We start from the raw sequence: 21,435 nt of genomic DNA on the forward strand, positions 1-21,435 counted from the left end.
GGAGAAAGATCATGAATGACCTGCAAACGGATGAGCTCAAGACGCCGGATGAAAACAGCGCAATGGTGCTTCTGGTGGATGATCAGGCCATGATTGGTGAAGCCGTACGACGCGGCCTGGCCGGCCATGAGTCCATCGACTTTCATTTTTGTGCCGACCCGCATCAGGCGATTGCACAGGCCGTGCAGATCAAGCCGACGGTGATTCTGCAGGACCTGGTGATGCCGGGCCTGGACGGGCTGACGCTGGTTCGCGAGTACCGCAGTAACCCGCTGACGCGCGATATCCCGATCATCGTGCTGTCCACCAAGGAAGACCCGCTGATCAAGAGCGCGGCGTTCACGGCCGGGGCCAACGACTATCTGGTCAAACTGCCGGACAACATCGAGCTGGTGGCGCGCATTCGCTATCACTCGCGCTCGTACATGACCCTGTTGCAGCGCGACGAGGCCTATCGGGCCCTGCGCGTCAGCCAGCAACAACTGCTCGATACCAATCTGGTCCTGCAGCGCCTGATGAATTCCGATGGCCTCACGGGGCTGTCGAACCGCCGCCATTTCGACGAGTATCTGGAACTGGAGTGGCGCCGTGCAGTTCGCGAGCAGACCCAGTTGTCGTTGCTGATGATCGATGTGGACTACTTCAAACCCTACAACGACAACTTCGGGCATCTTGAGGGTGACGAGGCCCTGCGTCAGGTCGCCAAGGCAATCCGCAACAGTTGCAGTCGCCCGTCGGACTTGCCGGCTCGCTACGGCGGCGAGGAGTTCGCCATGGTCCTGCCCAACACCTCACCGGGTGGGGCGCGTCTGCTGGCTGAAAAGCTGCGCCAGAGTGTCTCCGGCATGAATATCCCGCATATGGCGCCAGCGCCTGGCTCCAGCCTGACGGTGAGTATCGGCGTGGCAACCGTGACGCCGCAGCTCGGAATGCACAGCCGTCAGCTGATTCTGGATGCCGACAAGGGGCTTTATCAGGCCAAGAATAACGGGCGCAATCAGGTCGCGGCGGGCTGACGCCGGCAGCGACTGGTAAATAGGCCTCACAACGCCCGCTCGACGGGCTGCTTTCGTGGCCTTGCCTGGGGTATACTCGTCGGCTTTGAAAATTTCGCCTGCGAGTGCTGCCTACCATGGAAATCAACCCGATCCTAAACAGCATCAAGGATTTGTCCGAGCGCTCCGAAACCATTCGGGGGTATCTTTGACTACGATCACAAACATGATCGTCTGACCGAAGTCAACCGCGAGCTCGAAGATCCAAACGTCTGGAACAACCCGGCCTACGCCCAGGAACTGGGGCGCGAGCGCTCCCTGCTGGCGCAGATCGTAGAAACCCTGGACGAAATGTCCTCGGGTCTGGCCGATGCCAAAGACCTGTTGCTGATGTCTGCCGAAGAAGAAGACCAGGCTGCCGTCGATGACGTCGCCGCCGAAGTCGAGCGCCTGCGCGAATCGCTGGAAAAGCTCGAGTTCCGCCGCATGTTCAGCGGCGACATGGACCCCAACAACGCTTATCTGGACATCCAGGCCGGCTCCGGTGGCACCGAAGCGCAGGACTGGGCGAACATCCTGCTGCGCATGTACCTGCGCTGGGCTGACAAGCGTGGTTTCGACGCTACCATCATGGAACTGTCTGCCGGTGAGGTCGCCGGTATCAAGGGCGCTACCGTGCACATCAAGGGCGAATACGCCTTCGGCTGGTTGCGTACCGAGATCGGCGTTCACCGTCTGGTGCGCAAGAGCCCGTTCGACTCCGGCAACCGTCGCCACACCTCGTTCTCGGCCGTATTCGTTTCGCCGGAAATCGATGACAACATCGAAATCGACATCAATCCGGCGGATCTGCGCATCGACACCTACCGTTCTTCCGGAGCCGGTGGTCAGCACGTAAACACCACTGACTCAGCGGTGCGGATCACCCACGTTCCGACCAATACCGTGGTCAGCTGCCAGAACGAGCGTTCCCAGCATGCGAACAAGGACACCGCCATGAAAATGCTGCGGGCCCGTTTGTATGAGCAGGAAGTGCAGAAGCGCAATGCAGCGTCCCAGGCACTCGAAGACACCAAGTCCGATATCGGCTGGGGTCATCAGATTCGCTCCTACGTACTGGACGCCTCGCGTATCAAGGACCTGCGGACCAACATCGAACGCAGCGACTGCGACAAGGTGCTTGATGGCGATATCGACGAATACCTGATCGCGAGCCTCAAGCAAGGGCTGTAAACCGTCAGCCGACACCTCAAGTCCCTCGTCGCAAGGCGAGGGCGAACCTGTGATGGAATCTTTAAAGACATGAGCGACCAACAACTCGACCCGCAAGCCCTGCAACAGGAAGAAAACACCCTGATCGCCTTGCGCAAGGAAAAGCTTGCAGCAGGCCGTGCCAAGGGTCAGGCCTTCCCCAACGACTTCCGCCGCGACAGCTACTGCAATGACCTGCAGAAACAGTACGTCGACAAGACCAAGGAAGAACTGGCAGAGGCAGCGATTCCGGTCAAGGTTGCCGGTCGCATCATGCTCAACCGTGGCTCGTTCATGGTGATCCAGGACATGACCGGGCGCATCCAGGTCTATGTCAACCGCAAGACCCTGCCTGAAGAAACCCTGGCCGAGGTGAAAACCTGGGACCTGGGCGACATCATCGCTGCCGAAGGTACTCTGGCACGCTCCGGCAAGGGCGACCTGTACGTCGAGATGACCAGCGTTCGTCTGCTGACCAAATCTTTGCGTCCGCTGCCCGACAAGCACCATGGCCTGACCGATACCGAACAGCGCTACCGTCAGCGTTACGTCGACCTGATCGTCAACGAAGACGTGCGCGAGACCTTCCGCGTGCGCTCGAAGGTTATCGCTCACATCCGCAGCTTCCTGATGAAGCGCGACTTCCTCGAAGTCGAAACGCCGATGCTGCAGACCATTCCAGGTGGCGCGGCGGCCAAGCCGTTCGAAACCCATCACAATGCGCTGGACATGGAAATGTTCCTGCGTATCGCCCCGGAGCTGTACCTCAAGCGATTGGTGGTCGGTGGTTTCGAGAAGGTCTTCGAGATCAATCGCAACTTCCGTAACGAAGGTGTTTCGACCCGGCACAACCCCGAGTTCACCATGCTCGAGTTCTACCAGGCCTACGCCGATTACGAAGACAACATGGACCTCACCGAGGAACTGTTCCGCGAACTGGCGCAACTGGTTCTGGGTACCACCGACGTGCCTTATGGCGACAAGGTGTTCCACTTCGGTGAACCGTTCGTGCGCCTGTCGGTGTTCGACTCGATCCTCAAGTACAACCCCGAGCTGACCGCTGCCGACCTGCAGGACATCGACAAGGCCCGCGCCATCGCGAAAAAGGCCGGTGCCAAGGTGCTGGGCTTCGAAGGTCTGGGTAAATTGCAGGTGATGATTTTCGAAGAGCTGGTCGAGCACAAGCTGGAACAGCCTCACTTCATTACCCAGTACCCGTTCGAAGTGTCGCCGCTGGCGCGCCGCAATGACGAAAACCCGAATGTTACCGACCGTTTCGAGTTGTTCATCGGCGGTCGCGAAATCGCCAATGCCTACTCCGAGCTCAACGACGCCGAAGATCAGGCCGAACGCTTCCAGGCTCAGGTGGCCGACAAGGATGCCGGTGACGACGAAGCCATGCACTACGACGCCGACTTCGTCCGCGCGTTGGAGTACGGCATGCCGCCGACGGCAGGCGAGGGGATCGGTATCGACCGGTTGGTGATGCTGCTCACCGACTCGCCATCGATCCGTGATGTGATCCTCTTCCCGCACATGCGCCCGCAAGCGTAATCAGTGGAAAAACAGCCGCCTTCATTGGGCGGCTTTTTTTTAAGTGTTTTTTCAGATCGACTCATTTCAGAGCGACTTATAAGGAAGCTGTCGTGACGATTGCCAGAGAAGGGGCCGCCGGAGTAGCGAGCGCGGTGGCCAAAAGTGTCAAGTATCAGGGGCGCAAGGCTGCGCGTGAGGGCAGTGAGCAACGCAGGCAGGTCATTCTCGATGCCGCCATGCGTATCGTGGTGCGTGACGGCGTACGCGCTGTGCGCCATCGTGCAGTGGCCGCCGAAGCCAGCGTACCGCTGTCGGCAACCACCTATTACTTCAAGGACATCGATGATCTGCTGACCGATGCCTTCGCCCAGTATGTACAGCGCAGTGCCGACTATCTGGCGCGGCTGTGGCAAAACACTGAAGGCATTCTGCGCGAGATGATGAGCCGCAGTTCCGGGAGCCCGACTGACCGGTTTCGTCTGGCGGACGACATTGCGCGTATGGTGACGGAGCATATTCGCCATCAATTGCTGACCCGGCGTGACTATCTGATCGCCGAGCAGGCGTTCTACCACGAAGCATTGATCAACCCGCGCCTGACGCCGCTGGTCATGGCCCATCAGGAAATTCTTCTGCAAGGCAGTTGTCAGTTCTTTCAGGTGATCGGTTCCCTGCAGCCCTATCAGGATGCTCAGGTGTTGACGGGGCTTATTCGTCGCATTGAGTATCAAGGTCTGCTGCATGGGCCACAGCGTCAGGCGGACGAAGAAATGCTCTGTATCCTGACGCGGCAGATGCGTCTGGTCCTGGGGACCCCGCAGCCGCTTCGAGGGTGACTATACTGCTGCGCGAGTGCCCGGGATCGGCTGTTCAGATGGCTTGACGATCCTGCCGGTTTCGATATTTTCCAGAGGTGGCGTGTTGTTCGGCGCCGCCAAGCAGTAGCGTGACAGCCAGCCAAGGAGTACCGGTGGACGAGTATCAACAGACTATTCGTGCTTTATCGGATCGGATCGTCGTTGCACAGACGCCGATTCGCATTCTGGATGCAGTTAAATGGGATGAGAACGTCCGCAAGGAGTTTCTGGCCGCCAAGGGCAAGGCGCTTCCTGCCGTGGACCGCGCCTACTACGAAAACCGTCCGCTGGGTTTCGACTCTTCCGCCTTGAAACAGGAGTTTCAGAACATCGAGCGCGACGTCACGCGCCAACTGGGGCAGTTCAATCCGGTCGGTCAGATCATGCGCCGCATGTGCCGTGAGTACCGCATGGTGGTGCGTATGCTCGAGGCCCGCGGTACGTCCGACTTCGGCCTGATTTCTCAGGAACTGTACGGCGCGGCATCCGACGCCTTTCATGCGGGTGACCCGACGCTGGCCGATCTTGGCTTGATGCTTTCGGATTACCTGAACAACATTGCCGGACGCGGCGACCTGAAGGACGAGCCGAAAACGCTCACCGCCAAGGACGCCGTTTCGCTGCTGCAATCGCGTTTGAACCGCGTGTTCGGTGAGGCCGAGGAGACCATCCGGGTTTTCGAATCCGACGGGATCGTCGCTGATGCGGCTGCCGGTGCCGACTACATCAAGATCCGCACCGACGCCATGTTCAACGAGCGCGACGTCCGTGCGCTGGAAGTGCACGAAGGGCTGGTGCACGTGGGTACCACGCTGAACGGGCAAAACCAGCCGATCTGTACGTTCCTGTCAAAGGGGCCGCCGTCGTCGACGGTGACGCAGGAAGGCCTGGCGATTCTCATGGAAGTCATCGCCTTTGCATCCTATCCCAGCCGCCTGCGCAAGCTGACCAACCGCACGCGCGCCATTCACATGGCCGAGCAGGGCGCTGATTTTCTGCAGGTGTTCGAGTTCTATCGCGAGCAGGGTTTTGGCATGTCGGAGAGCTACGGCAATGCCAGTCGCGTCTTCCGCGGCTCGGTGCCCAACGGCTTGCCGTTCACCAAGGACCTGTCCTATCTGAAAGGCTTCATCATGGTCTACAACTACATTCAGCTCGCCGTGCGCAAGGGCAAGCTTGAACAGGTGCCGCTGCTGTTCTGCGGCAAGACCACGCTGGAAGACATGCGTACCCTGCGCCAACTGGTGGACGAAGGGCTGGTGGTTGCACCCAAGTACCTGCCCGAGCAGTTCCGGGACATGAACGCCCTGTCGGCCTGGATGTGCTTCTCCAACTTCCTCAACCACCTGAGCCTGGACCGTATCGAAGCGGATTACTCGAATATTTTGTAGGCCGAACTGACTATCGTGCCAATGCTCAGCGTTGACACGCAGTGGGTGACGCTCCGCGTCACAAATCTGCGCCGCGCTGTACAGTCAGGATCGGACGCAGAGCGTCCAGAACGGCATTCCCACGCAGGAGCGTGAGGAACGATAAGCTTGTAACTATCGTGCCATTGCTCTGCGCCAGCACGGCAGTGATGTGGCGATGAAAACAACAAGGAAACCTCATTTGAAACTGCTCGGCATCTTCACCCTGATCCTTGCGCTCACCGGTTGCAGTTCGATGTTGTTCTACCCCGAACCAGGTGTTCCGTTCACGCCTGACAAGGCGCGCCTGCAGTATCAGGACGTGAACCTCACTGCGGCCGACGGTACACGCCTGCATGGCTGGTGGCTGCCCGCCAGGGAAGGCGTGCCGGTGAAGGGTACGGTGCTGCATCTGCATGGCAACGGTGGCAACCTGTCCTGGCACCTTGGTGGCGTCTGGTGGTTGCCCGAGCAGGGTTATCAGGTGCTGATGCTGGATTACCGCGGCTATGGCGAGTCGCAGGGCGAGCCGAGCCTGCCTGCGGTCTATCAGGATGTTCAAGCCGCTTTCGACTGGTTGAACACTGCACCGCAAGTGCAAGGCAAACCCCTTGTGGTTCTGGGACAAAGTATCGGTGGAGCACTGGCAGTGCATTACCTGTCCGAACACCCGCAGGAGCGCTCGCGGCTCAAGGCATTGGTGCTGGACAGCGTGCCGGCCAGTTACCGCAGCGTCGCGCGAAACTCGCTGAGTAAATCGTGGCTGACCTGGCCATTGAAAACGCCCTTGTCCTGGCTGATCCCGGAGGCAGACAGTGCCGTGAACGGCCTGCCACGATTGGCCGGCACGCCGATGCTGATCTTTCACAGCATGGACGACACGCTGGTGCCACTCGTCAACGGTATCGAGCTGTACAAGGCCGCGCCACCACCGCGCGTATTGCAATTGACCCGGGGCGAGCACGTACAGACATTCGCAGACCCTCTCTGGCGTCAGGTGATGCTGCGTTATCTGGACGATCCGACGCATTTCAACGGCCTGCGCCGCCTTGCGGAAGTGCCCAACTACCCGACCCCCGCCACACCGCCAGCGCCATGAGTGGCGACCGTAACCTCAATGGCATGATCCTCAGCGCTGTCGGTGCAGTCATCGGCACGGTGGGCTGCCTGTGGTTTTACGGTTACCTGCACTTCGCAAAGCCAGAAGATGCGCTGCTGCTCGGTGAATTCACACTGCTAAAAACCGTACCCGGCGAGGATTACAAAGTCGCTGCCACGCCGGCCGCCGAGGTGGCGCAGTGCGTTGATGGCGTACTGGTGTTGTTCGATACGTCACGAAAAGGTCTGTCGGGCGTATTGATCGATGATCGCAGGCAGGCAGTACGCTGCCTGGGTCAGCAAACGCCTCGGCAATAAAGACAGCGGTAAAACCCCTCGCCCATGAAAAAGCCCCGCCTGTATGCGCAGGCGGGGCTTCGGTGCAGCAGCTCAGTCGCTTATTTCATCGAAGAGCGTGGTGCAACAGGCTGGTTGTCGTTGGAGATGGTGACTTCCACACGACGGTTCATGGCGCGGCCCGAGTTGCTGGAGTTGTCAGCAACCGGGTATTCCTTGCCATAACCCATGGTCACAACGCGCGCTGGGTCTACACCCATGCGTACCAGAGCCATGCGCACCGAGTTGGCGCGACGCTCGGACAGCGACTGGTTGTAGGAAGCCGAACCGGTGCTGTCGGTATAGCCTTCGACAATCACTTTACGGTCGGGGTTTTCCTGCAGGAAGCCAGCCAGCTTGCCAATGTCGCCCTGGGCGGTTGGCTTCAGTTCGGCCTTGTTGTAGTCGAACAGTACGTCACCGAAAGTCACCAGCGTACCGCGTTCGGTCTGCTTGGCGTTCAGGCTGTTTTTCAGTGCAGCGATCTGCGCGTCACGCGCTTCCAGACGGGCCTTGGCGCGGTCGGCAGAAGCGTTTTGCAGAGCTGCTTCAGAGGTACGCAGGGCGATGGTCTGCTTGGCCAGCTCGATACGCTGGTTGGTCAGGTACGACAGTTGATCGACTTTCTGTACGTCTTCATCGTTACGGAAGGCCTGTTCTGCCTTGGTCAGCCATTCGCTGGCGTCCTTGGTTTCCAGGGCTGCGACTTGAGTGGCCTGAGGGTTGGTCTGCAGCGCGGTGAAGTTGCTGCGAGCCTGTTCCAGGTTAGGGTTCGGCTTGGTTGCACAGGCTGCCAAGGCAACGCTCATGGCCAGCAGAGCAGGGATCATCAATTGTTTACGCATAATAGGGTCGTCCTTTAATCAGTTACGAATTCATGAAAACAGAAGGGGGCGCAGGGCAATCACTGCACCTGGCGCAGGCCTTCTTCACGGAGTTCGTTGACGCCTTGACGAGCGTCCTGCACGGCCTTGGCAGCTTTGGCGGCCTGAGATTTACGTTCTGCTACGCGAGCGTCCCACTCGGCTTGTTCAGCCAGACGGCGTGCTTCATCGTATTTGTGATCCTGCATGGCCAGATCAGCAGCTTTGAGCTTGTCCTGAGCCGACTTCATTTCTACCGCCGCGAACTCGGTACCGCCAGCGCTGACAGCGCTGTTGACGGCCGATTGCGAAACCGCGTATTGCTCGGAGGGCGGGTTACCGGCACAACCGGCCAGGATAAAGGTGCTACCGAGTGCCAGCGCAGCCAGCTTGAGACCGCGCAGGCCTTTGAACTTGGTTTTGGCAGTTAGGGTGTTCATGTTGATCAACTCCAATGTCTGACTCCAACGTGGTTATCCATGACAGTCGTTGCATCAAGTCCGGGCATCAGGTTGTACAACCGCCTACTGCCTTTCGGGCTTTCCTGTAATGGTTAATCGTTCCGACCTGCGCGGTTTTTGAATAGTTCAGATAAATATCTACTGAGCGGTCAGGATTTTTCAGAGGCCTTCAGACGATTGCCAATATGTTGCCCATCATATGAAGGGGCGTGAAGCCACGATCAATAACCCTGATGGCGTTCAGGTTTTTGCTGAAGCATTTGTCCAATTGCAGGCTTTTGGTGCACTGTTGGCACAGCGGATTTGAATTCACGTATGCCCGTGCTGCCGAGCGGGCACGCAACTGAGCCCAGATAAAAAACGGGAGAGGAACGATGGCCGATATCGATGCGCGTCTGCGCGAAGACGTTCACCTGTTGGGTGAGCTGTTGGGGAATACGATTCGTGAGCAGCGAGGCGCTGAATTTCTCGACAAGATCGAGCGTATTCGCAAAGGTGCCAAAGCGGGCAGGCGCGGTTCCGCAGAAGGGGCCGAGCAACTCAGTTCCAGCGTCGACGGGCTGGGTGATGACGAGCTTCTGCCGGTTGCACGTGCGTTCAACCAGTTTCTCAACCTGGCCAATATTGCCGAGCAATATCAGCTCATGCACCGCCGCGACGATAAACAGCCTCTGCCGTTCGAGTCGCGAGTACTGCCCGAGCTGCTTGATCGCCTGAAGGCCGAAGGCCATTCACCTGCTGCCCTGGCACGTCAGCTGAGCAAACTGGAAATCGAGCTGGTGCTGACTGCGCACCCCACCGAGGTCGCACGCCGTACGCTGATTCAGAAATACGACGCCATCGCTGCGCAGTTGGCAGCACTCGATCATCGCGATCTCAACAGCACCGAGCGCACACAGATTACTTCGCGCCTGCAGCGGCTGATCGCCGAGGCCTGGCACACCGAAGAGATCCGGCGCATCCGACCTACGCCGGTCGACGAAGCCAAATGGGGTTTCGCGGTCATTGAACACTCGCTCTGGCACGCCATTCCAAACTATCTGCGCAAGGCTGACCATGCGCTGCATGCGGCCACCGGCCTGCATTTGCCGCTGGAAGCCGCGCCGATCCGTTTTGCCTCCTGGATGGGCGGCGACCGTGACGGTAACCCGAATGTCACGGCTGCGGTCACCCGCGAAGTGCTGTTGCTGGCGCGCTGGATGGCGGCTGACCTGTATCTGCGTGACGTGGACAATCTCGCCGCAGAACTGTCGATGCAGCAAGCCAGTGACGCTTTGCGTGCCAGCGTGGGTGACAGCGCCGAGCCCTATCGGGCGGAGCTCAAACGTCTGCGCGAGCGTTTGCGTGCGACGCGCAACTGGGCCAATGCCTCATTGAGCGAAACCTTGCCTGCGCCGGAAGCGGTGCTGCGGGACAACCGTGAACTGCTGGACCCTTTGCTGCTGTGCTTCCAGTCGCTGCACGAATGCGGCATGGGTGTGATCGCCGACGGGCCGCTTCTGGATTGCCTGCGTCGCGCAGTTACATTCGGTCTGTTTCTGGTGCGTCTGGATGTTCGCCAGGATTCCAGCCGTCACTGCGCAGCGATGACCGAAATCACTGATTACCTGGGGCTGGGTCGTTACGAAGAGTGGGATGAGCAGGCCCGCATCGACTTTCTATTGCGTGAATTGAATAACCGCAGGCCGCTGCTGCCGAGCTACTTCAAGCCGGCAGCCGACACCGCAGAGGTGCTGGCAACCTGCCGGGAGGTGGCAGCCGCTCCAGCGGCGTCCCTGGGGTCTTATGTGATCTCGATGGCCGGCTCGGCCTCGGATGTGCTGGCCGTGCAGCTGCTGCTCAAGGAGTCGGGGCTGCAGCGGCCCATGCGTGTGGTGCCGCTGTTCGAGACACTGGCCGATCTGGATAACGCCGGGCCGGTGATCGAGACGCTGCTCGGGCTGCCGGGCTATCGCTCGCGTCTGCACGGCCCGCAAGAGGTGATGATCGGCTATTCCGACTCGGCCAAGGATGCCGGCACGACGGCGGCGGCCTGGGCGCAGTACCGCGCTCAGGAAAGGCTGGTGGAGATCTGTCGCGAGCAGCAGGTCGAATTGCTGCTGTTCCACGGCCGTGGCGGTACAGTCGGTCGTGGCGGCGGTCCCGCGCACGCGGCGATCCTGTCGCAACCGCCGGGTTCTGTGGCCGGGCGTTTCCGGACCACCGAGCAAGGGGAAATGATTCGTTTCAAATTCGGCCTGCCGGACATCGCCGAACAGAACCTCAATCTTTATCTGGCCGCTGTGTTGGAAGCGACCTTGTTGCCGCCACCACCTCCACAACCGGCGTGGCGGACGATGATGGACCAGATGGCCGGCGACGGAGTCAGCGCCTATCGCGCGGTGGTGCGTGAGAACCCTGAATTCGTCGAGTATTTCCGCCAGGCGACACCCGAGCAGGAACTGGGGCGTTTGCCACTTGGCAGTCGTCCGGCCAAGCGCCGCGAGGGCGGTGTAGAGAGTCTTCGTGCCATTCCGTGGATCTTCGCCTGGACGCAGACGCGTCTGATGCTGCCCGCCTGGCTGGGTTGGGAAGCTGCACTGAGCAAAGCCCTGGAGCGCGGCGAAGGCGAGGTGCTGGCACAGATGCGTGAGCAGTGGCCGTTCTTCAGAACCCGTATCGACATGCTGGAAATGGTCCTCGCCAAAGCCGATGCGGACATCGCCCGACTCTACGACGAACGTCTGGTCAGCGCCGAGCTGCAACATTTGGGCGCACATTTACGCGACCTATTGTCGCAGGCGTGCAATGTGGTTCTGGGGTTGACCGGGCAGAAGCAACTGCTGGCCCACAGTCCTGAAACACTGGAATTCATCAGTCTGCGCAACACCTACCTTGACCCGTTGCATTTGCTTCAGGCAGAGCTGCTGTCGCGCTCGCGTAATCGTGAAGCCAGTCTGGACAGTCCTCTGGAACTGGCGCTGCTGGTGTCTGTAGCGGGGATTGCTGCCGGTCTGCGCAACACTGGCTGATGGATGAGGCCCATGCCATCGCCGGGCCTTTTCGGTGCGGCGATGGCCAGCGCGGGATTTGCAGGCTGGCCTGCCGTAAACCTTGATACAGGTCATATCACTCTGAAATCAAGGCTGACAAGGCGGTACGCCTGCGCTTACTGCGACTTTCGGCGGCTTGTGCGGCCTCGGTCTGCTGTGTATCTTGATCAGCCTTTCGGCCTATTGGCCTGATTCATTTTTTAGATTGGCCCCCGAGGCGAATCCGATGATTTCACTATAAAAAATTTGAGGAGCATGACGATGCGCGTGATTCTGCTGGGAGCTCCCGGGGCCGGTAAAGGTACTCAGGCAAAATTCATCACTGAAAAGTTCGGCATCCCGCAGGTTTCGACAGGCGACATGCTGCGCGCTGCAGTCAAGGCTGAAACCGAGCTGGGCCTGAAGGCCAAAAGCGTCATGGACTCGGGCGGTCTGGTTTCCGATGACCTGATCATCGGCCTGATCAAGGACCGTCTGGCCCAGCCGGACTGCGCGAACGGCGTGCTGTTCGATGGCTTTCCGCGCACCATTCCACAGGCCGAAGCCCTGTTGAAAGCCGGTCTGGAAATCGACCATGTGCTGGAAATCGCCGTCGATGACGAAGAAATCGTCAAGCGCATGTCCGGCCGCCGGGTTCACGAAGGTTCCGGGCGCATCTACCACACCATCTTCAATCCGCCGAAGGTTGAAGGCATTGATGATGTGACCGGCGAACCACTGCTGCAGCGCAAGGACGACGTCGAAGAGACCGTGCGTCATCGCCTGTCGGTGTACCACGCCCAGACCAAGCCGCTGGTCGAGTTCTACAGCAAGCTGGAAGCGAAGAACGGCAAGCCCAAGTGCAGCCATATTCCGGGCGTCGGTTCGGTTGAGGACATCACTGCAAAAGTACTGGAAGCCCTGAAGTAAGGCTCTCGGTCTGAACAATAAATGGCCCGCTTGCGGGCCATTTGTCATTTATACTGCTGCACTTTTTCACATTGACCACGACGGAAACACCGATGACCACCTTGCTGGCCCTGGACACCGCCACTGAAGCCTGCTCGGTCGCTTTGCTGCATGACGGCAAGGTGCTGAGCCACTACGAGGTGATCCCGCGCCTGCATGCCCAGCGGCTGCTGCCCATGATCAAAAGCCTGATGGCCGAGGCGGGCATTGCCATGTCGGCGCTGGACGCCATCGCTTTCGGGCGCGGTCCCGGCGCGTTTACCGGCGTGCGTATTGCCATCGGCGTCGTGCAAGGCCTGGCATTCGCCCTTGAGCGTCCGGTGCTGCCCGTGTCGAACCTCGCCTTGCTGGCGCAGCGCGCCTTGCGCGAACACGGCGTGTCGCAGGTGGCATCGGCTATCGATGCGCGCATGGACGAGGTGTACTGGGGTTGCTATCACGAGGCCGCCGGGGAAATGCGCCTGTTGGGCGAAGAGGCGGTGATGGCGCCCGAATTGGCCGCGCTGCCTGCGCACGCCAGCGGGCAGTGGTTTGGCGCCGGTACGGGCTGGGGCTATGCAGAGCGTATTCCGCTCAGTCTGACAGGCCATGATGCAGCCATGCTGCCGCACGCGCAGGATCTGTTGACGCTGGCAACCTTTGCCTGGCACCGCGGCGAAGCCCTGCCTGCGGATGACGCTCAGCCGGTTTACCTGCGTGACAAGGTGGCTACGCCGAAGGCGCGTTGACGCAAGGGCGGGGCTTGCACAACAGCCTGCCGCATTCCATGCAGATGTCTTTCAATACTCGCCAACCGCGCAGCCAGTATTTAAAAATATCAGTTTGCCATCTACCGTTTATCGTCTGAATGGTCTTTAATCTCATTTGGCGATAACAAGTTGCAAGATATGTGGTCTAGTTATCGTTACGCAATTTGCGAACTACAAGGCAGTAACGCTAAATTGCCACTATCGACGCCGAGTACATAATCGATGCGCATAGACGGAACCTCATCACGCTCGTATCCCATCAAGCGAAAGCCGCAGAAAACGCCTTCGACCGTCGAAGGGTCTTTTGAGGAAGTCGTAGTTGATGCCGAGTTGCCGCCGCCCCCAGCGCGCGCTCGCCGTGAAACGGGTGATTCACCGATTGGCAGCACTGCCAACGTGCCTGCGCGTCCGCAAGACATCATTTTCCCGCGCTCCATGAGCTCTCGTGTCGCCCACGCGCTGGCCAGTTATATGGCCACTGCCAGTTTTGTCGATTGGGACCTTGAAGTATCGGGGCTCGATCTGCACGTTTGATTGTGTCCCGTCTGCCTTACTACGTTGGTTGTCCGTCATGGAGTGAAAACGCCTGGCGCGATTCGCTGTATCCCGAAGATGCCCGCCCCAATGATTTCCTGAATCTTTACACTCAGGTATTCAACGCTGTCGAAGGCAACACCACTTTCTACGCCCGTCCCGCCGCCACCACGGTGCAGCGCTGGGCAGAAACGATGCCCGACGATTTTCGTTTCACCGCCAAATTCCATAAAGACATCAGTCATAACGGCGACCTTCGTGAGCAGGTCGGCGCCGCTGAGGAATTCATCCGGTTACTTGCGCCTCTGGGCGGGCGGATAGCGCCGTTCTGGCTGCAGTTGCCCGCCAGCTTCACGCCGCAGCGTCTGGCCGAGCTGGCCGGCTTTCTCGACGAACTCAACGTGCCGCTTGCCGTAGAAGTGCGCAATATGGCGTTTTTCCTGAAGGGTGATGAAGAGCGCATGCTCAATCGCCTGTTGCTGGACCGAGGCGTCGAGCGCATCTGTCTCGATTCCCGCGCGTTGTTCAGCTGCGTCTCAAGCGATCCTGCAGTCCTGCACGCCCAATCGAAAAAACCCAAGGTGCCACCTCGTCCGGCCGCGCTGACCCTGTTTCCTCAGGTCCGTTTCATCGGCGGTCCTGACCTGGAGGCCAATGATCAGTTTTTGGTGCAGTGGGTGGAAAAGGTCGCCGTGTGGATCGAAGAGGGGCGCACGCCTTATGTCTTCCTGCACACCCCGGACAACATCAGGGCTGCCGAACAGGCTATGCGCTTTCATCAGCAACTGATGGAGCGATTGCCTGGCCTGCCGGCATTGTTCGAACTGGATCGCGGGCCTCAGGTGGAACAGTTGGGCTTGCTCTGAGGTCTTCCAGGTGTGGGCTGACAGAGTCCGACCTTGTGGAGAGCCCGCTTATGGATTCGCAACTGCGCTGTTTTGTCCCTGTTCACAGATTTTCTGTTCGATTCGCACCCGTTGCGCGGGTCAAGGGTTAAGCATGCGCGTGCTGCTGGTATTCCTGCTGCTCTGTGCAATGGGGGCGTTCGCCGTCTGGCGCGGTTGGGTCGATGTACCCGAGCGCTGGAACCCGTGGACGCCGTTGGATGTGCGGGCCGAGCCCAACTTTCTGACGTCTTACAAGCTGTCGCGACTGCAAAATGATCCCGCGCTGTGCGATCAGGTGCTGAGTTCGTCAGGGTTGCGTTTCAGTCGCCAGGCCGACAGTGATCCTTCTGCCCGTTGCCCTCTGGAAAATACCCTGCGCATTCAGGGTGGCGACGTGGCGCTGAGCAGCAGTTTTCTGGCCAGTTGCCAGTTGGCGGTCGCCTATGCGCTGTTTGATATTCACACCTTGCAACCCGCCGCCCAGGCTGTTTTCGGCCAGCGGGTAGCGCGGATCGATCATTTGGGCAGCTTTGCCTGCCGCAACATCTACAACCGCGCCAATGCTCGGCTCAGCCAGCACGCCACGGCCAATGCGCTGGACATGGCAGGTTTTCGCCTGGCAGACGGTCAGCGCATCGTTGTTCTCAAGGATTGGGGCGACGAGGGGGAAAAGGGGCGTTTTCTGAGGCTGTTACGTGACGGTGCCTGCAAAAACTTCAGCACGGTGCTCGGGCCTGAGTACAACGCGGCGCATCGCGATCATTTTCACGTCGACATGGGGCGCTGGTCGGTGTGCAGGTAAGTGTTCGGGGCTTATGCCGCCATCCGCAGGTTCTGCAGGATCAGCGGACGTGCCCAGCCGTTCTCGTAGTCGAACTGGCGCTGTTGGGCGGCGATGGTCTGCTCATCCAGAGGTTGGGCAGGCTTGTCGGCCAGTTCCCATTCGAATTCGGCAATCGGCAGATGCAGGGGGCGTGGCTGCGGGCCTGGGCCTGGTTTGACGCTATCGTCATAAGGGTTCAGAACGGTAGGGCGTACCCAGTGGCTCTCGAACTCCAGATGGCGTTGCTGTTCGATCATTTCAGCCATGCTGAACGGCTCTGCAGGCGGAGGCAGCAGATCAAGGTCAAACTCGGCAATCGGCAGGAACAGCGGCTCTGGAGGCTTGACCTCGGTATCGGTGACCGGGCAGGTACGTTGCTCGACGATCTTGCTCAGGGTTTTGGCGCCAGCGACCGGCTCGCCTGTTTCTACATCCACCTCAACAGCCGCCGGGTGTACGGGTACTGAAGCGCTTTCACTGACCTGATCCGCCATCGCCCGGGCAAATGCATCCGACCACAGCTGTGTCACACCACCCAGTGTGCGGCTGTTGCGTACGCTAAAGTCGCCTGAGTGCGACAAATAGCCGATGGATGATTGAACAATCTCTGACATAGCGATCAGTACTGGCCTTGGGTCTGGCAAAATGCCGGATACTTGGTTATCGGCAGACTTTGCCGATCATTAACAATTTTTGAGTGTGTAGACGCAATGATTGAGCAGCAAGCAGGCAGTCGTATCCGGGTCGAAGCCCTGGCCGTTGGCGAGCAGGAGCAGGCGGCGCAATGGGCGCAGCGCCTGGGCCTGCCGTTGAGCGATGCGCACGCTGATTTTGCACTGCAACTGACTGACGACGGGCTGCAATTGCAGCAGTTGGGCGATGATGCACCGGGCGCTGTACGTGTCGACTTTGTCGAGGGCGCAGTCGCTCACCGGCGGCTGTTCGGTGGTGGGACCGGGCAGATGATTGCCAAAGCGGTCGGTATTCAGCCAGGCATTCGCCCCAGCGTGCTGGACGCAACGGCAGGCCTTGGCAAGGATGCGTTCGTGCTCGCGAGTCTCGGTTGCGACATGAGCCTGATCGAGCGTCAGCCGATCATCGCTGCATTGCTGGAAGACGGTCTGGCCCGTGGGCGCGGTGATCGAGATGTCGGTTCTATCATCGCCCGGATGCGCCTGTTGACCGGCAACTCGATCGATATCATCCGCGCCTGGACAGGGGAGCCGCCTCAGGTGATCTACCTGGACCCGATGTTTCCGCACCGGGAAAAGACCGCACTGGTGAAAAAGGAAATGCGTCTGTTCCGGCCATTGGTCGGTGATGACATGGACGCGCCTGCGTTGCTTGAGGCAGCACTGGCGCTTGCCACCCACCGCGTGGTGGTCAAACGCCCGCGCAAGGCCCCCTGCATCGACGGCCTCAAGCCAGGTTATGCGCTGGACGGCAAATCCAGCCGCTACGACATTTACCCGAAGAAGGCCTTGAAGCCCAAGGCAGCCGCAGAGGAAAGCGGTGCATAGCGCCTGTTCTCAACGGCCCGGGCCCGAGTCAAACGCAGAGGCGCCCGTGAATACAGGCGCAGACCTTGCACTCAAAGCGCGCCAAATACCTTCTTCGCCAGGCCCGTAGCGGCAGCAGCAGGGTTGGCGCGGATGCTTTCTTCCTGTTTGGCGATCATTTCGAACAGCCCGTTCAGCGCTTGTTCGGTCACGTAGCCTTCAAGGTTGGCACTTTTGCTGTCAAGCGCGCCAAGCGCCGCCGCTTTGCCGGCAAAGGCATTGTACTTCTGGGCCAGACCCACCTGATCGGTGGACTTCTTGACGATAGGCAGGAACCTGGCGCGGATCTGCTCGCGGCTGGTGCTGCTCAGGTACTGGGTGGCCGAGTCCTTGCCGCCGCTGAGAATGGCCTTGGCGTCGGTTACGCTCATCTTCTTCACTGCATCCACAAGCAGTGCCTGAGCTTGAGGCACGGCGGCTTCGGCGGCCTGGTTCATGCTGGTTTCCAGCTGATCGACCTGAGTGCCCATGCCCAGCATTTTCATCTTCTTCGCGATCTGGCCGAGTTTGCCCGGCAGCTCGATGCGCACCTCTTCATTTTTGCTGAAACCACCGGGAACGCCGAGCTGTTTGACGGCGACCTGTGCGCCCTGAGTCAGGGCATCCTTGAGTCCACCGGTTGCGTCCGATTGCGAGAGGTCGCTCAACGACAGAGCGAAAACGTTGGCCGACAGCAGAAGGCCAGCGCACAGGCCGGCCAGGGAGAACGAAAAACGAAGCATGAGAGCGTCCTTGTTGAAGTGGGTTCTGACCTGAACCCGGGGCAATAGTGGTGCGGTGCGTGAGCAAGCGTATCAGGAAGTCGCGACAGGCACTTGCACCCGTTAGCGATGGATGTCAATCGATGTCGAGGGGATGAAGCTTTGTGAAACGACAACGGCGCGCCGAGGCGCACCGTTGAAGGGAGCATTCAGTGTTGAACGGATCAGCAGGCTGCCTGAGTTGATAGGCACCAGTCATTGGTACACACCCAACCCTAGCAGGGTCCAGACAGCACAAAACACTCGTCTAAAGATCCCTGCCAGATTACGGAAAAGCCCTACGCTGGCTCTTGATCGCTTCCCACGTCCTGCTCCTCTTCGTTGCTGTGCAAGGCCACTTGCCGTATCGAAAGACGGATTTCGGCAGGCAATACGCGCTTGGCCGCCCCTTCCGCCAGTTCGCCCAGCATCGGGTGATAGCTCAGCTTGCCGGCACTGTCCTTGCGCAGCACGCCCAGGTCCAGCAGGGTCTGAATGAAGTGCCGGAACAGGCTCTTGTCGAAAAACTCCGGCGCATTGAGGCCGTGCAGAATCGACAGGCGCTGGGCCATGACCGTGCACAGATCCTCGAGCTGTTCGGGGCTCAGCGTGTTCTGCCCGCTGTTGAGCAACAAGGCGATCGCCATGTAGAAGCGCTGCAGGGTCTGGGCGATGGCGCGCGACAACAGGGTCAGCAAGACGAACTCGCGCGAGCTGGGCTCGGGGCGCACGTAGGCGTCCTTTTTGAAGCGCAACAGACCTTGTTCCACGAACGCAGCGAGCCATTGATCGACCACCTCATCCAGTTCGTTCAGCGGCCAGCGAATGAACAGCTCCGATTGCAGGAACGGGTACAGCGCACGTGTGTAGCGCAGGATCTGATCGCGGGTCATGCGCGACGAGCTCTGGAAAAAGCTCGCCAGCAGCGACGGCAGGGCGAAGATGTGCAGAACGTTGTTGCGGTAGTAGGTCATCAACACCGCATTCTGTTCGTTCAGGTACAGAATTTTGCCCAGCGCGTCTTTTTGCTCGGCGAGCAGGTCCATGCCTTTGACATGCTCGATCAGCGAGCGGCCGTCGCCTTCGGGCAGCGTCGTGTGCGGGGAGTACGGAACGGCGCGTAGCAGGGTCAGGTACAGGTCGAGAACCCGCTCCATGGCCTGATCGTCCAGCGCCAGCCTTTGCGTCGACAGTAACGCCACGGCAACCAGGTTCATCGGGTTGACGGCAGCGGCTTCGTTCAGGTGCTGGGCCACACGCTCACCCAGGCGGTGCGTGGTCTCGCTCAGCCATTCGGGGCGAAATTGCGGGTCCAGTTGCTGTTCACGCCAGTCCGGTTGCTCGCCATCGAGGAACTCGGCCAGTTTGATGGGCGCACCGAAGTTCACCGAGACCTGGCCGAAGCGCTTTTTCAGCGCGCCAATGACTTTGAAGATATCGAAGATCGACTCTTTCTTCTTGGTTGCCCCGCGCAGCTCGCCCAGGTAGGTGCGGCCCTCCAGAACACGCTCGTAGCCGATGTACACCGGAATGAAGACGATGGGCATCCGCGAGTTGCGCAGGAAGCTGCGCAGAGTGATGGCGAGCATGCCGGTTTTCGGTTGCAGCATGCGCCCGGTGCGCGAACGGCCGCCTTCGACAAAGTATTCGACCGGAAAGCCCTTGATGAACAGCGTGTGCAGGTACTCGGTGAACACCGCCGTATACAGCGGGTTGCCCTTGAACGTGCGGCGCATGAAAAATGCCCCGCCACGTCGCAGCAGGCTGCCGACCACAGGCATATTCAGGTTGATGCCGGCGGCGATGTGCGGCGGCGTGAGGCCGTTGCGAAACAGCAGGTAAGACAGCAGCAGATAATCGATATGGCTGCGGTGGCAAGGTACATAAATGACCTCATGTCCCGGCGCCACTTCCTGAACGCCTTCGATGTGGCTGACCTTGATGCCATCGTAGATCTTGTTCCAGAACCAGCTGAGGACCACTTCCATGAAGCGGATCACCGAATAGGTGTAGTCCGAGGCGATCTCGTTGCCGTAGCTCAGTGCCCGTTCCCGCGCCTTTTCCTGGGTGATGTGTTCACGCTCGGCCTCTTCGATGATCGCCTGCTTGACCAGTGGCTCATCCAGCAGACCCTTGACCACCGTGCGCCGGTGCGAAACGTCCGGGCCGATCACGGCGCTTTTCAGGTTGCGAAAATGCACGCGCAGCAGACGTTGAGTCATGCGCAGCGTCAGTTCGTAACCCTTGTTTTCACCCACCAGTTCGCGCATGTGAATCGGCGCAGAAAACTGCACGCGGGTCTTGCGGCCCAGAATCAGGATGCTGACCAGACGGCGTAAGCGACCGGTCACCGCCCAACTGTCGGCAAACAGCAGCTTCCAGGCACTGGACTCGCGGTCAGGTGACTGGCCCCAGAACACGCTGACCGGGATGATCTGCGCGTCTTCGCCGGGGTTCTGGCTGATGGCTGCAACCACACGCTCCAGCGTCGGGGGCGCACCGCGCTTGTCCTGGCGACCGAGCCAGTCAGGGGAGGGGGTCAGGTAAAAGAATGCGGCGGGCTCAATCAGGTTACCGACCGCCACCGACAGCACCGGACGAGGCAGACCGGCCTTGCGGCATTCTGTGTCGATCACTGCCAGATCGCTGATCGACGGCGATTGCAGTGCATAGAACACCGGGCGACTGCGGTCCAGATTCAGCGTGAAAGACGATTGATTGATGGTTTCCGAGCGAACCCAGAGATACAACAACCGGCGCAGGGTGCCGAACACAAGACGACGGAATGGAGAACGGGTCATACGGCTTCTGCTGAGTGAGGGGCGGGCGATTGCCCTGGATGGGCGCCAGTGTGACGTATCCCGCAGCGATCGGCAAAAGCGCCGTATGCCGGCTGAACGGATCAAGTCTGAATGACCGCGTACCGAGCCGGGTTCACCTCACGACGGCACGCATCGGCAACGTCGCAGCGAAAAATCCTACGAGGTTCTCCAGGTTATCTCTTCTTCGCCGTCGGCACTCACGCGTATCCAGCGATCGGCAGTCTCGTCGCTTTCTTCTTCAACCCAGGTGCCCGGGGCGCAACGTACTTCAACGTTCAAGGCCTTGAATGCAGCGCGGGCGCAGGCGATGTCGTCTTCCCACGGGGTCTGGTCGCTGTCCAGATGCAGGCTGTTCCATTTGCCGACCGCTTTGGGCAGCCAGGTGACGGCCACAGTGCCCGCTGTGCATTTCCAGGTCTGGCCTTTCTGCTTCCATTCGCTGCAGGAGCCCAGCGCGTCGCCGAGCCATTGGGCGATGGCCTTGTGATCGACGTCTTCGTCTTTCAGGTAAATCTCGATATCGGGTTGGCGCATG

Annotated in this window: 20 protein-coding genes; 14 read left to right on the forward strand and 6 right to left on the reverse strand. The window is 59.7% G+C overall.

The window, feature by feature from the left end; genetic code table 11:
- Positions 1-11 precede the first annotated feature (11 nt).
- The 7 genes from ACW55A_RS02390 to ACW55A_RS02420 all read left to right on the forward strand — a co-directional run bounded on the left by ACW55A_RS02390 (position 12) and on the right by ACW55A_RS02420 (position 7,464).
- Positions 12-1,016 carry a response regulator gene (locus tag ACW55A_RS02390; RefSeq protein ID WP_003364923.1) on the forward strand — a complete coding sequence of 335 codons (1,005 nt, stop codon included), beginning with the start codon at positions 12-14 and terminating at the stop codon, positions 1,014-1,016.
- A gap of 116 nt (positions 1,017-1,132) precedes the next feature.
- Positions 1,133-2,228 (forward strand): peptide chain release factor 2 gene (gene prfB, locus ACW55A_RS02395; protein WP_498810503.1). Its coding sequence is split into 2 segments (ribosomal slippage): positions 1,133-1,195 and positions 1,197-2,228, totalling 1,095 coding nucleotides; the frame shifts between segments, so codons are not numbered across the junction.
- A 69-nt stretch (positions 2,229-2,297) separates the two neighbouring features.
- Entirely contained in the window at positions 2,298-3,800 is a 1,503-nt protein-coding gene (gene lysS, locus ACW55A_RS02400) for a lysine--tRNA ligase (RefSeq protein ID WP_498810505.1), read from the forward strand.
- A 92-nt stretch (positions 3,801-3,892) separates the two neighbouring features.
- Positions 3,893-4,618 carry a TetR/AcrR family transcriptional regulator gene (locus ACW55A_RS02405; RefSeq protein ID WP_003364919.1) on the forward strand — a complete coding sequence of 242 codons (726 nt, stop codon included), beginning with the start codon at positions 3,893-3,895 and terminating at the stop codon, positions 4,616-4,618.
- A 134-nt stretch (positions 4,619-4,752) separates the two neighbouring features.
- On the forward strand, positions 4,753-6,030 hold the full coding sequence (locus tag ACW55A_RS02410) for a flavohemoglobin expression-modulating QEGLA motif protein (protein ID WP_003433414.1): 1,278 nt from the start codon (positions 4,753-4,755) through the stop codon (positions 6,028-6,030).
- A gap of 220 nt (positions 6,031-6,250) precedes the next feature.
- Complete coding sequence (locus ACW55A_RS02415; RefSeq protein ID WP_498810507.1) at positions 6,251-7,147, forward strand: alpha/beta hydrolase; 897 nt, start codon at positions 6,251-6,253, stop codon at positions 7,145-7,147.
- Entirely contained in the window at positions 7,144-7,464 is a 321-nt protein-coding gene (locus ACW55A_RS02420) for a PA3694 family proteiin (RefSeq protein WP_003364912.1), read from the forward strand. Before ACW55A_RS02415 ends, ACW55A_RS02420 begins: the two co-directional genes overlap by 4 nt.
- An 80-nt stretch (positions 7,465-7,544) precedes the next feature.
- Here the strand turns inward: ACW55A_RS02420 and lptF are convergent, their stop codons facing one another.
- On the reverse strand, positions 7,545-8,327 hold the full coding sequence (lptF, locus tag ACW55A_RS02425; protein ID WP_003364910.1) for a lipotoxin F family OmpA-related lipoprotein LptF: 783 nt from the start codon (positions 8,325-8,327) through the stop codon (positions 7,545-7,547).
- Positions 8,328-8,386: 59 nt separating this feature from the next.
- Positions 8,387-8,785 (reverse strand): DUF4398 domain-containing protein, encoded by a 399-nt coding sequence (locus ACW55A_RS02430; RefSeq protein ID WP_011266957.1) that lies wholly within the window; start codon positions 8,783-8,785, stop codon positions 8,387-8,389.
- 395 nt (positions 8,786-9,180) lie between these two features.
- Between ACW55A_RS02430 and ppc the strand changes: the two genes are divergently transcribed.
- The 6 genes from ppc (at position 9,181) to ACW55A_RS02460 (ending at position 15,758) form a co-directional block, all read left to right on the forward strand.
- Positions 9,181-11,817: a phosphoenolpyruvate carboxylase gene (ppc, locus tag ACW55A_RS02435; RefSeq protein ID WP_003433410.1), complete on the forward strand. Its 2,637-nt coding sequence runs from the start codon at positions 9,181-9,183 to the stop codon at positions 11,815-11,817.
- 282 nt (positions 11,818-12,099) lie between these two features.
- Positions 12,100-12,747 (forward strand): adenylate kinase, encoded by a 648-nt coding sequence (adk, locus tag ACW55A_RS02440; RefSeq protein WP_003364903.1) that lies wholly within the window; start codon positions 12,100-12,102, stop codon positions 12,745-12,747.
- A 92-nt stretch (positions 12,748-12,839) separates the two neighbouring features.
- Positions 12,840-13,514, forward strand: coding sequence for a tRNA (adenosine(37)-N6)-threonylcarbamoyltransferase complex dimerization subunit type 1 TsaB (tsaB, locus tag ACW55A_RS02445; protein WP_455808873.1), 675 nt, complete (start codon positions 12,840-12,842; stop codon positions 13,512-13,514).
- A 351-nt stretch (positions 13,515-13,865) separates the two neighbouring features.
- On the forward strand, positions 13,866-14,069 hold the full coding sequence (locus ACW55A_RS02450; protein WP_054080749.1) for a hypothetical protein: 204 nt from the start codon (positions 13,866-13,868) through the stop codon (positions 14,067-14,069).
- Between the two features lie 2 nt (positions 14,070-14,071).
- Complete coding sequence (locus ACW55A_RS02455; protein WP_060708773.1) at positions 14,072-14,935, forward strand: DUF72 domain-containing protein; 864 nt, start codon at positions 14,072-14,074, stop codon at positions 14,933-14,935.
- Positions 14,936-15,068: 133 nt separating this feature from the next.
- Entirely contained in the window at positions 15,069-15,758 is a 690-nt protein-coding gene (locus ACW55A_RS02460; RefSeq protein WP_455808872.1) for an extensin-like domain-containing protein, read from the forward strand.
- Positions 15,759-15,769: 11 nt separating this feature from the next.
- On the opposite strand, the gene ACW55A_RS02465 is transcribed toward ACW55A_RS02460, so the two are convergent.
- Positions 15,770-16,393 carry a hypothetical protein gene (locus ACW55A_RS02465; protein WP_498810512.1) on the reverse strand — a complete coding sequence of 208 codons (624 nt, stop codon included), beginning with the start codon at positions 16,391-16,393 and terminating at the stop codon, positions 15,770-15,772.
- 96 nt (positions 16,394-16,489) lie between these two features.
- Between ACW55A_RS02465 and ACW55A_RS02470 the strand changes: the two genes are divergently transcribed.
- Entirely contained in the window at positions 16,490-17,299 is an 810-nt protein-coding gene (locus ACW55A_RS02470; protein ID WP_003364894.1) for a class I SAM-dependent methyltransferase, read from the forward strand.
- A gap of 71 nt (positions 17,300-17,370) precedes the next feature.
- Here the strand turns inward: ACW55A_RS02470 and ACW55A_RS02475 are convergent, their stop codons facing one another.
- From ACW55A_RS02475 to ACW55A_RS02485, 3 genes are all read right to left on the reverse strand, one after another.
- Positions 17,371-18,060, reverse strand: coding sequence for a DUF4197 domain-containing protein (locus ACW55A_RS02475; RefSeq protein WP_003364891.1), 690 nt, complete (start codon positions 18,058-18,060; stop codon positions 17,371-17,373).
- Between the two features lie 317 nt (positions 18,061-18,377).
- Positions 18,378-20,879 (reverse strand): glycerol-3-phosphate 1-O-acyltransferase PlsB, encoded by a 2,502-nt coding sequence (gene plsB / locus ACW55A_RS02480; RefSeq protein ID WP_044309248.1) that lies wholly within the window; start codon positions 20,877-20,879, stop codon positions 18,378-18,380.
- Positions 20,880-21,056: 177 nt separating this feature from the next.
- Positions 21,057-21,434, reverse strand: a complete 378-nt coding sequence (locus ACW55A_RS02485) for a hypothetical protein (protein ID WP_003433406.1) — start codon at positions 21,432-21,434, stop codon at positions 21,057-21,059.
- Between the last annotated feature and the right edge of the window lies 1 nt (position 21,435).

It is taken from the genome of Plantibacter cousiniae (nom. nud.) (assembly GCF_977070315.1).

Excerpts from the sequence above, each read along its gene's own strand:
- adk (WP_003364903.1), top strand. The coding sequence starts at position 12,100 with ATGCGCGTGATTCTGCTGGGAGCTCCCGGGGCCGGTAAAGGTACTCAG.
- ppc (WP_003433410.1), top strand. The coding sequence starts at position 9,181 with ATGGCCGATATCGATGCGCGTCTGCGCGAAGACGTTCACCTGTTGGGT.
- ACW55A_RS02430 (WP_011266957.1), bottom strand. The coding sequence starts at position 8,785 with ATGAACACCCTAACTGCCAAAACCAAGTTCAAAGGCCTGCGCGGTCTC.
- ACW55A_RS02475 (WP_003364891.1), bottom strand. The coding sequence starts at position 18,060 with ATGCTTCGTTTTTCGTTCTCCCTGGCCGGCCTGTGCGCTGGCCTTCTG.
- plsB (WP_044309248.1), bottom strand. The coding sequence starts at position 20,879 with ATGACCCGTTCTCCATTCCGTCGTCTTGTGTTCGGCACCCTGCGCCGG.
- lysS (WP_498810505.1), top strand. The coding sequence starts at position 2,298 with ATGAGCGACCAACAACTCGACCCGCAAGCCCTGCAACAGGAAGAAAAC.
- lptF (WP_003364910.1), bottom strand. The coding sequence starts at position 8,327 with ATGCGTAAACAATTGATGATCCCTGCTCTGCTGGCCATGAGCGTTGCC.
- ACW55A_RS02390 (WP_003364923.1), top strand. The coding sequence starts at position 12 with ATGAATGACCTGCAAACGGATGAGCTCAAGACGCCGGATGAAAACAGC.
- ACW55A_RS02485 (WP_003433406.1), bottom strand. The coding sequence starts at position 21,434 with ATGCGCCAACCCGATATCGAGATTTACCTGAAAGACGAAGACGTCGAT.
- ACW55A_RS02460 (WP_455808872.1), top strand. The coding sequence starts at position 15,069 with ATGCGCGTGCTGCTGGTATTCCTGCTGCTCTGTGCAATGGGGGCGTTC.
- ACW55A_RS02465 (WP_498810512.1), bottom strand. The coding sequence starts at position 16,393 with ATGTCAGAGATTGTTCAATCATCCATCGGCTATTTGTCGCACTCAGGC.
- ACW55A_RS02470 (WP_003364894.1), top strand. The coding sequence starts at position 16,490 with ATGATTGAGCAGCAAGCAGGCAGTCGTATCCGGGTCGAAGCCCTGGCC.
- tsaB (WP_455808873.1), top strand. The coding sequence starts at position 12,840 with ATGACCACCTTGCTGGCCCTGGACACCGCCACTGAAGCCTGCTCGGTC.
- ACW55A_RS02420 (WP_003364912.1), top strand. The coding sequence starts at position 7,144 with ATGAGTGGCGACCGTAACCTCAATGGCATGATCCTCAGCGCTGTCGGT.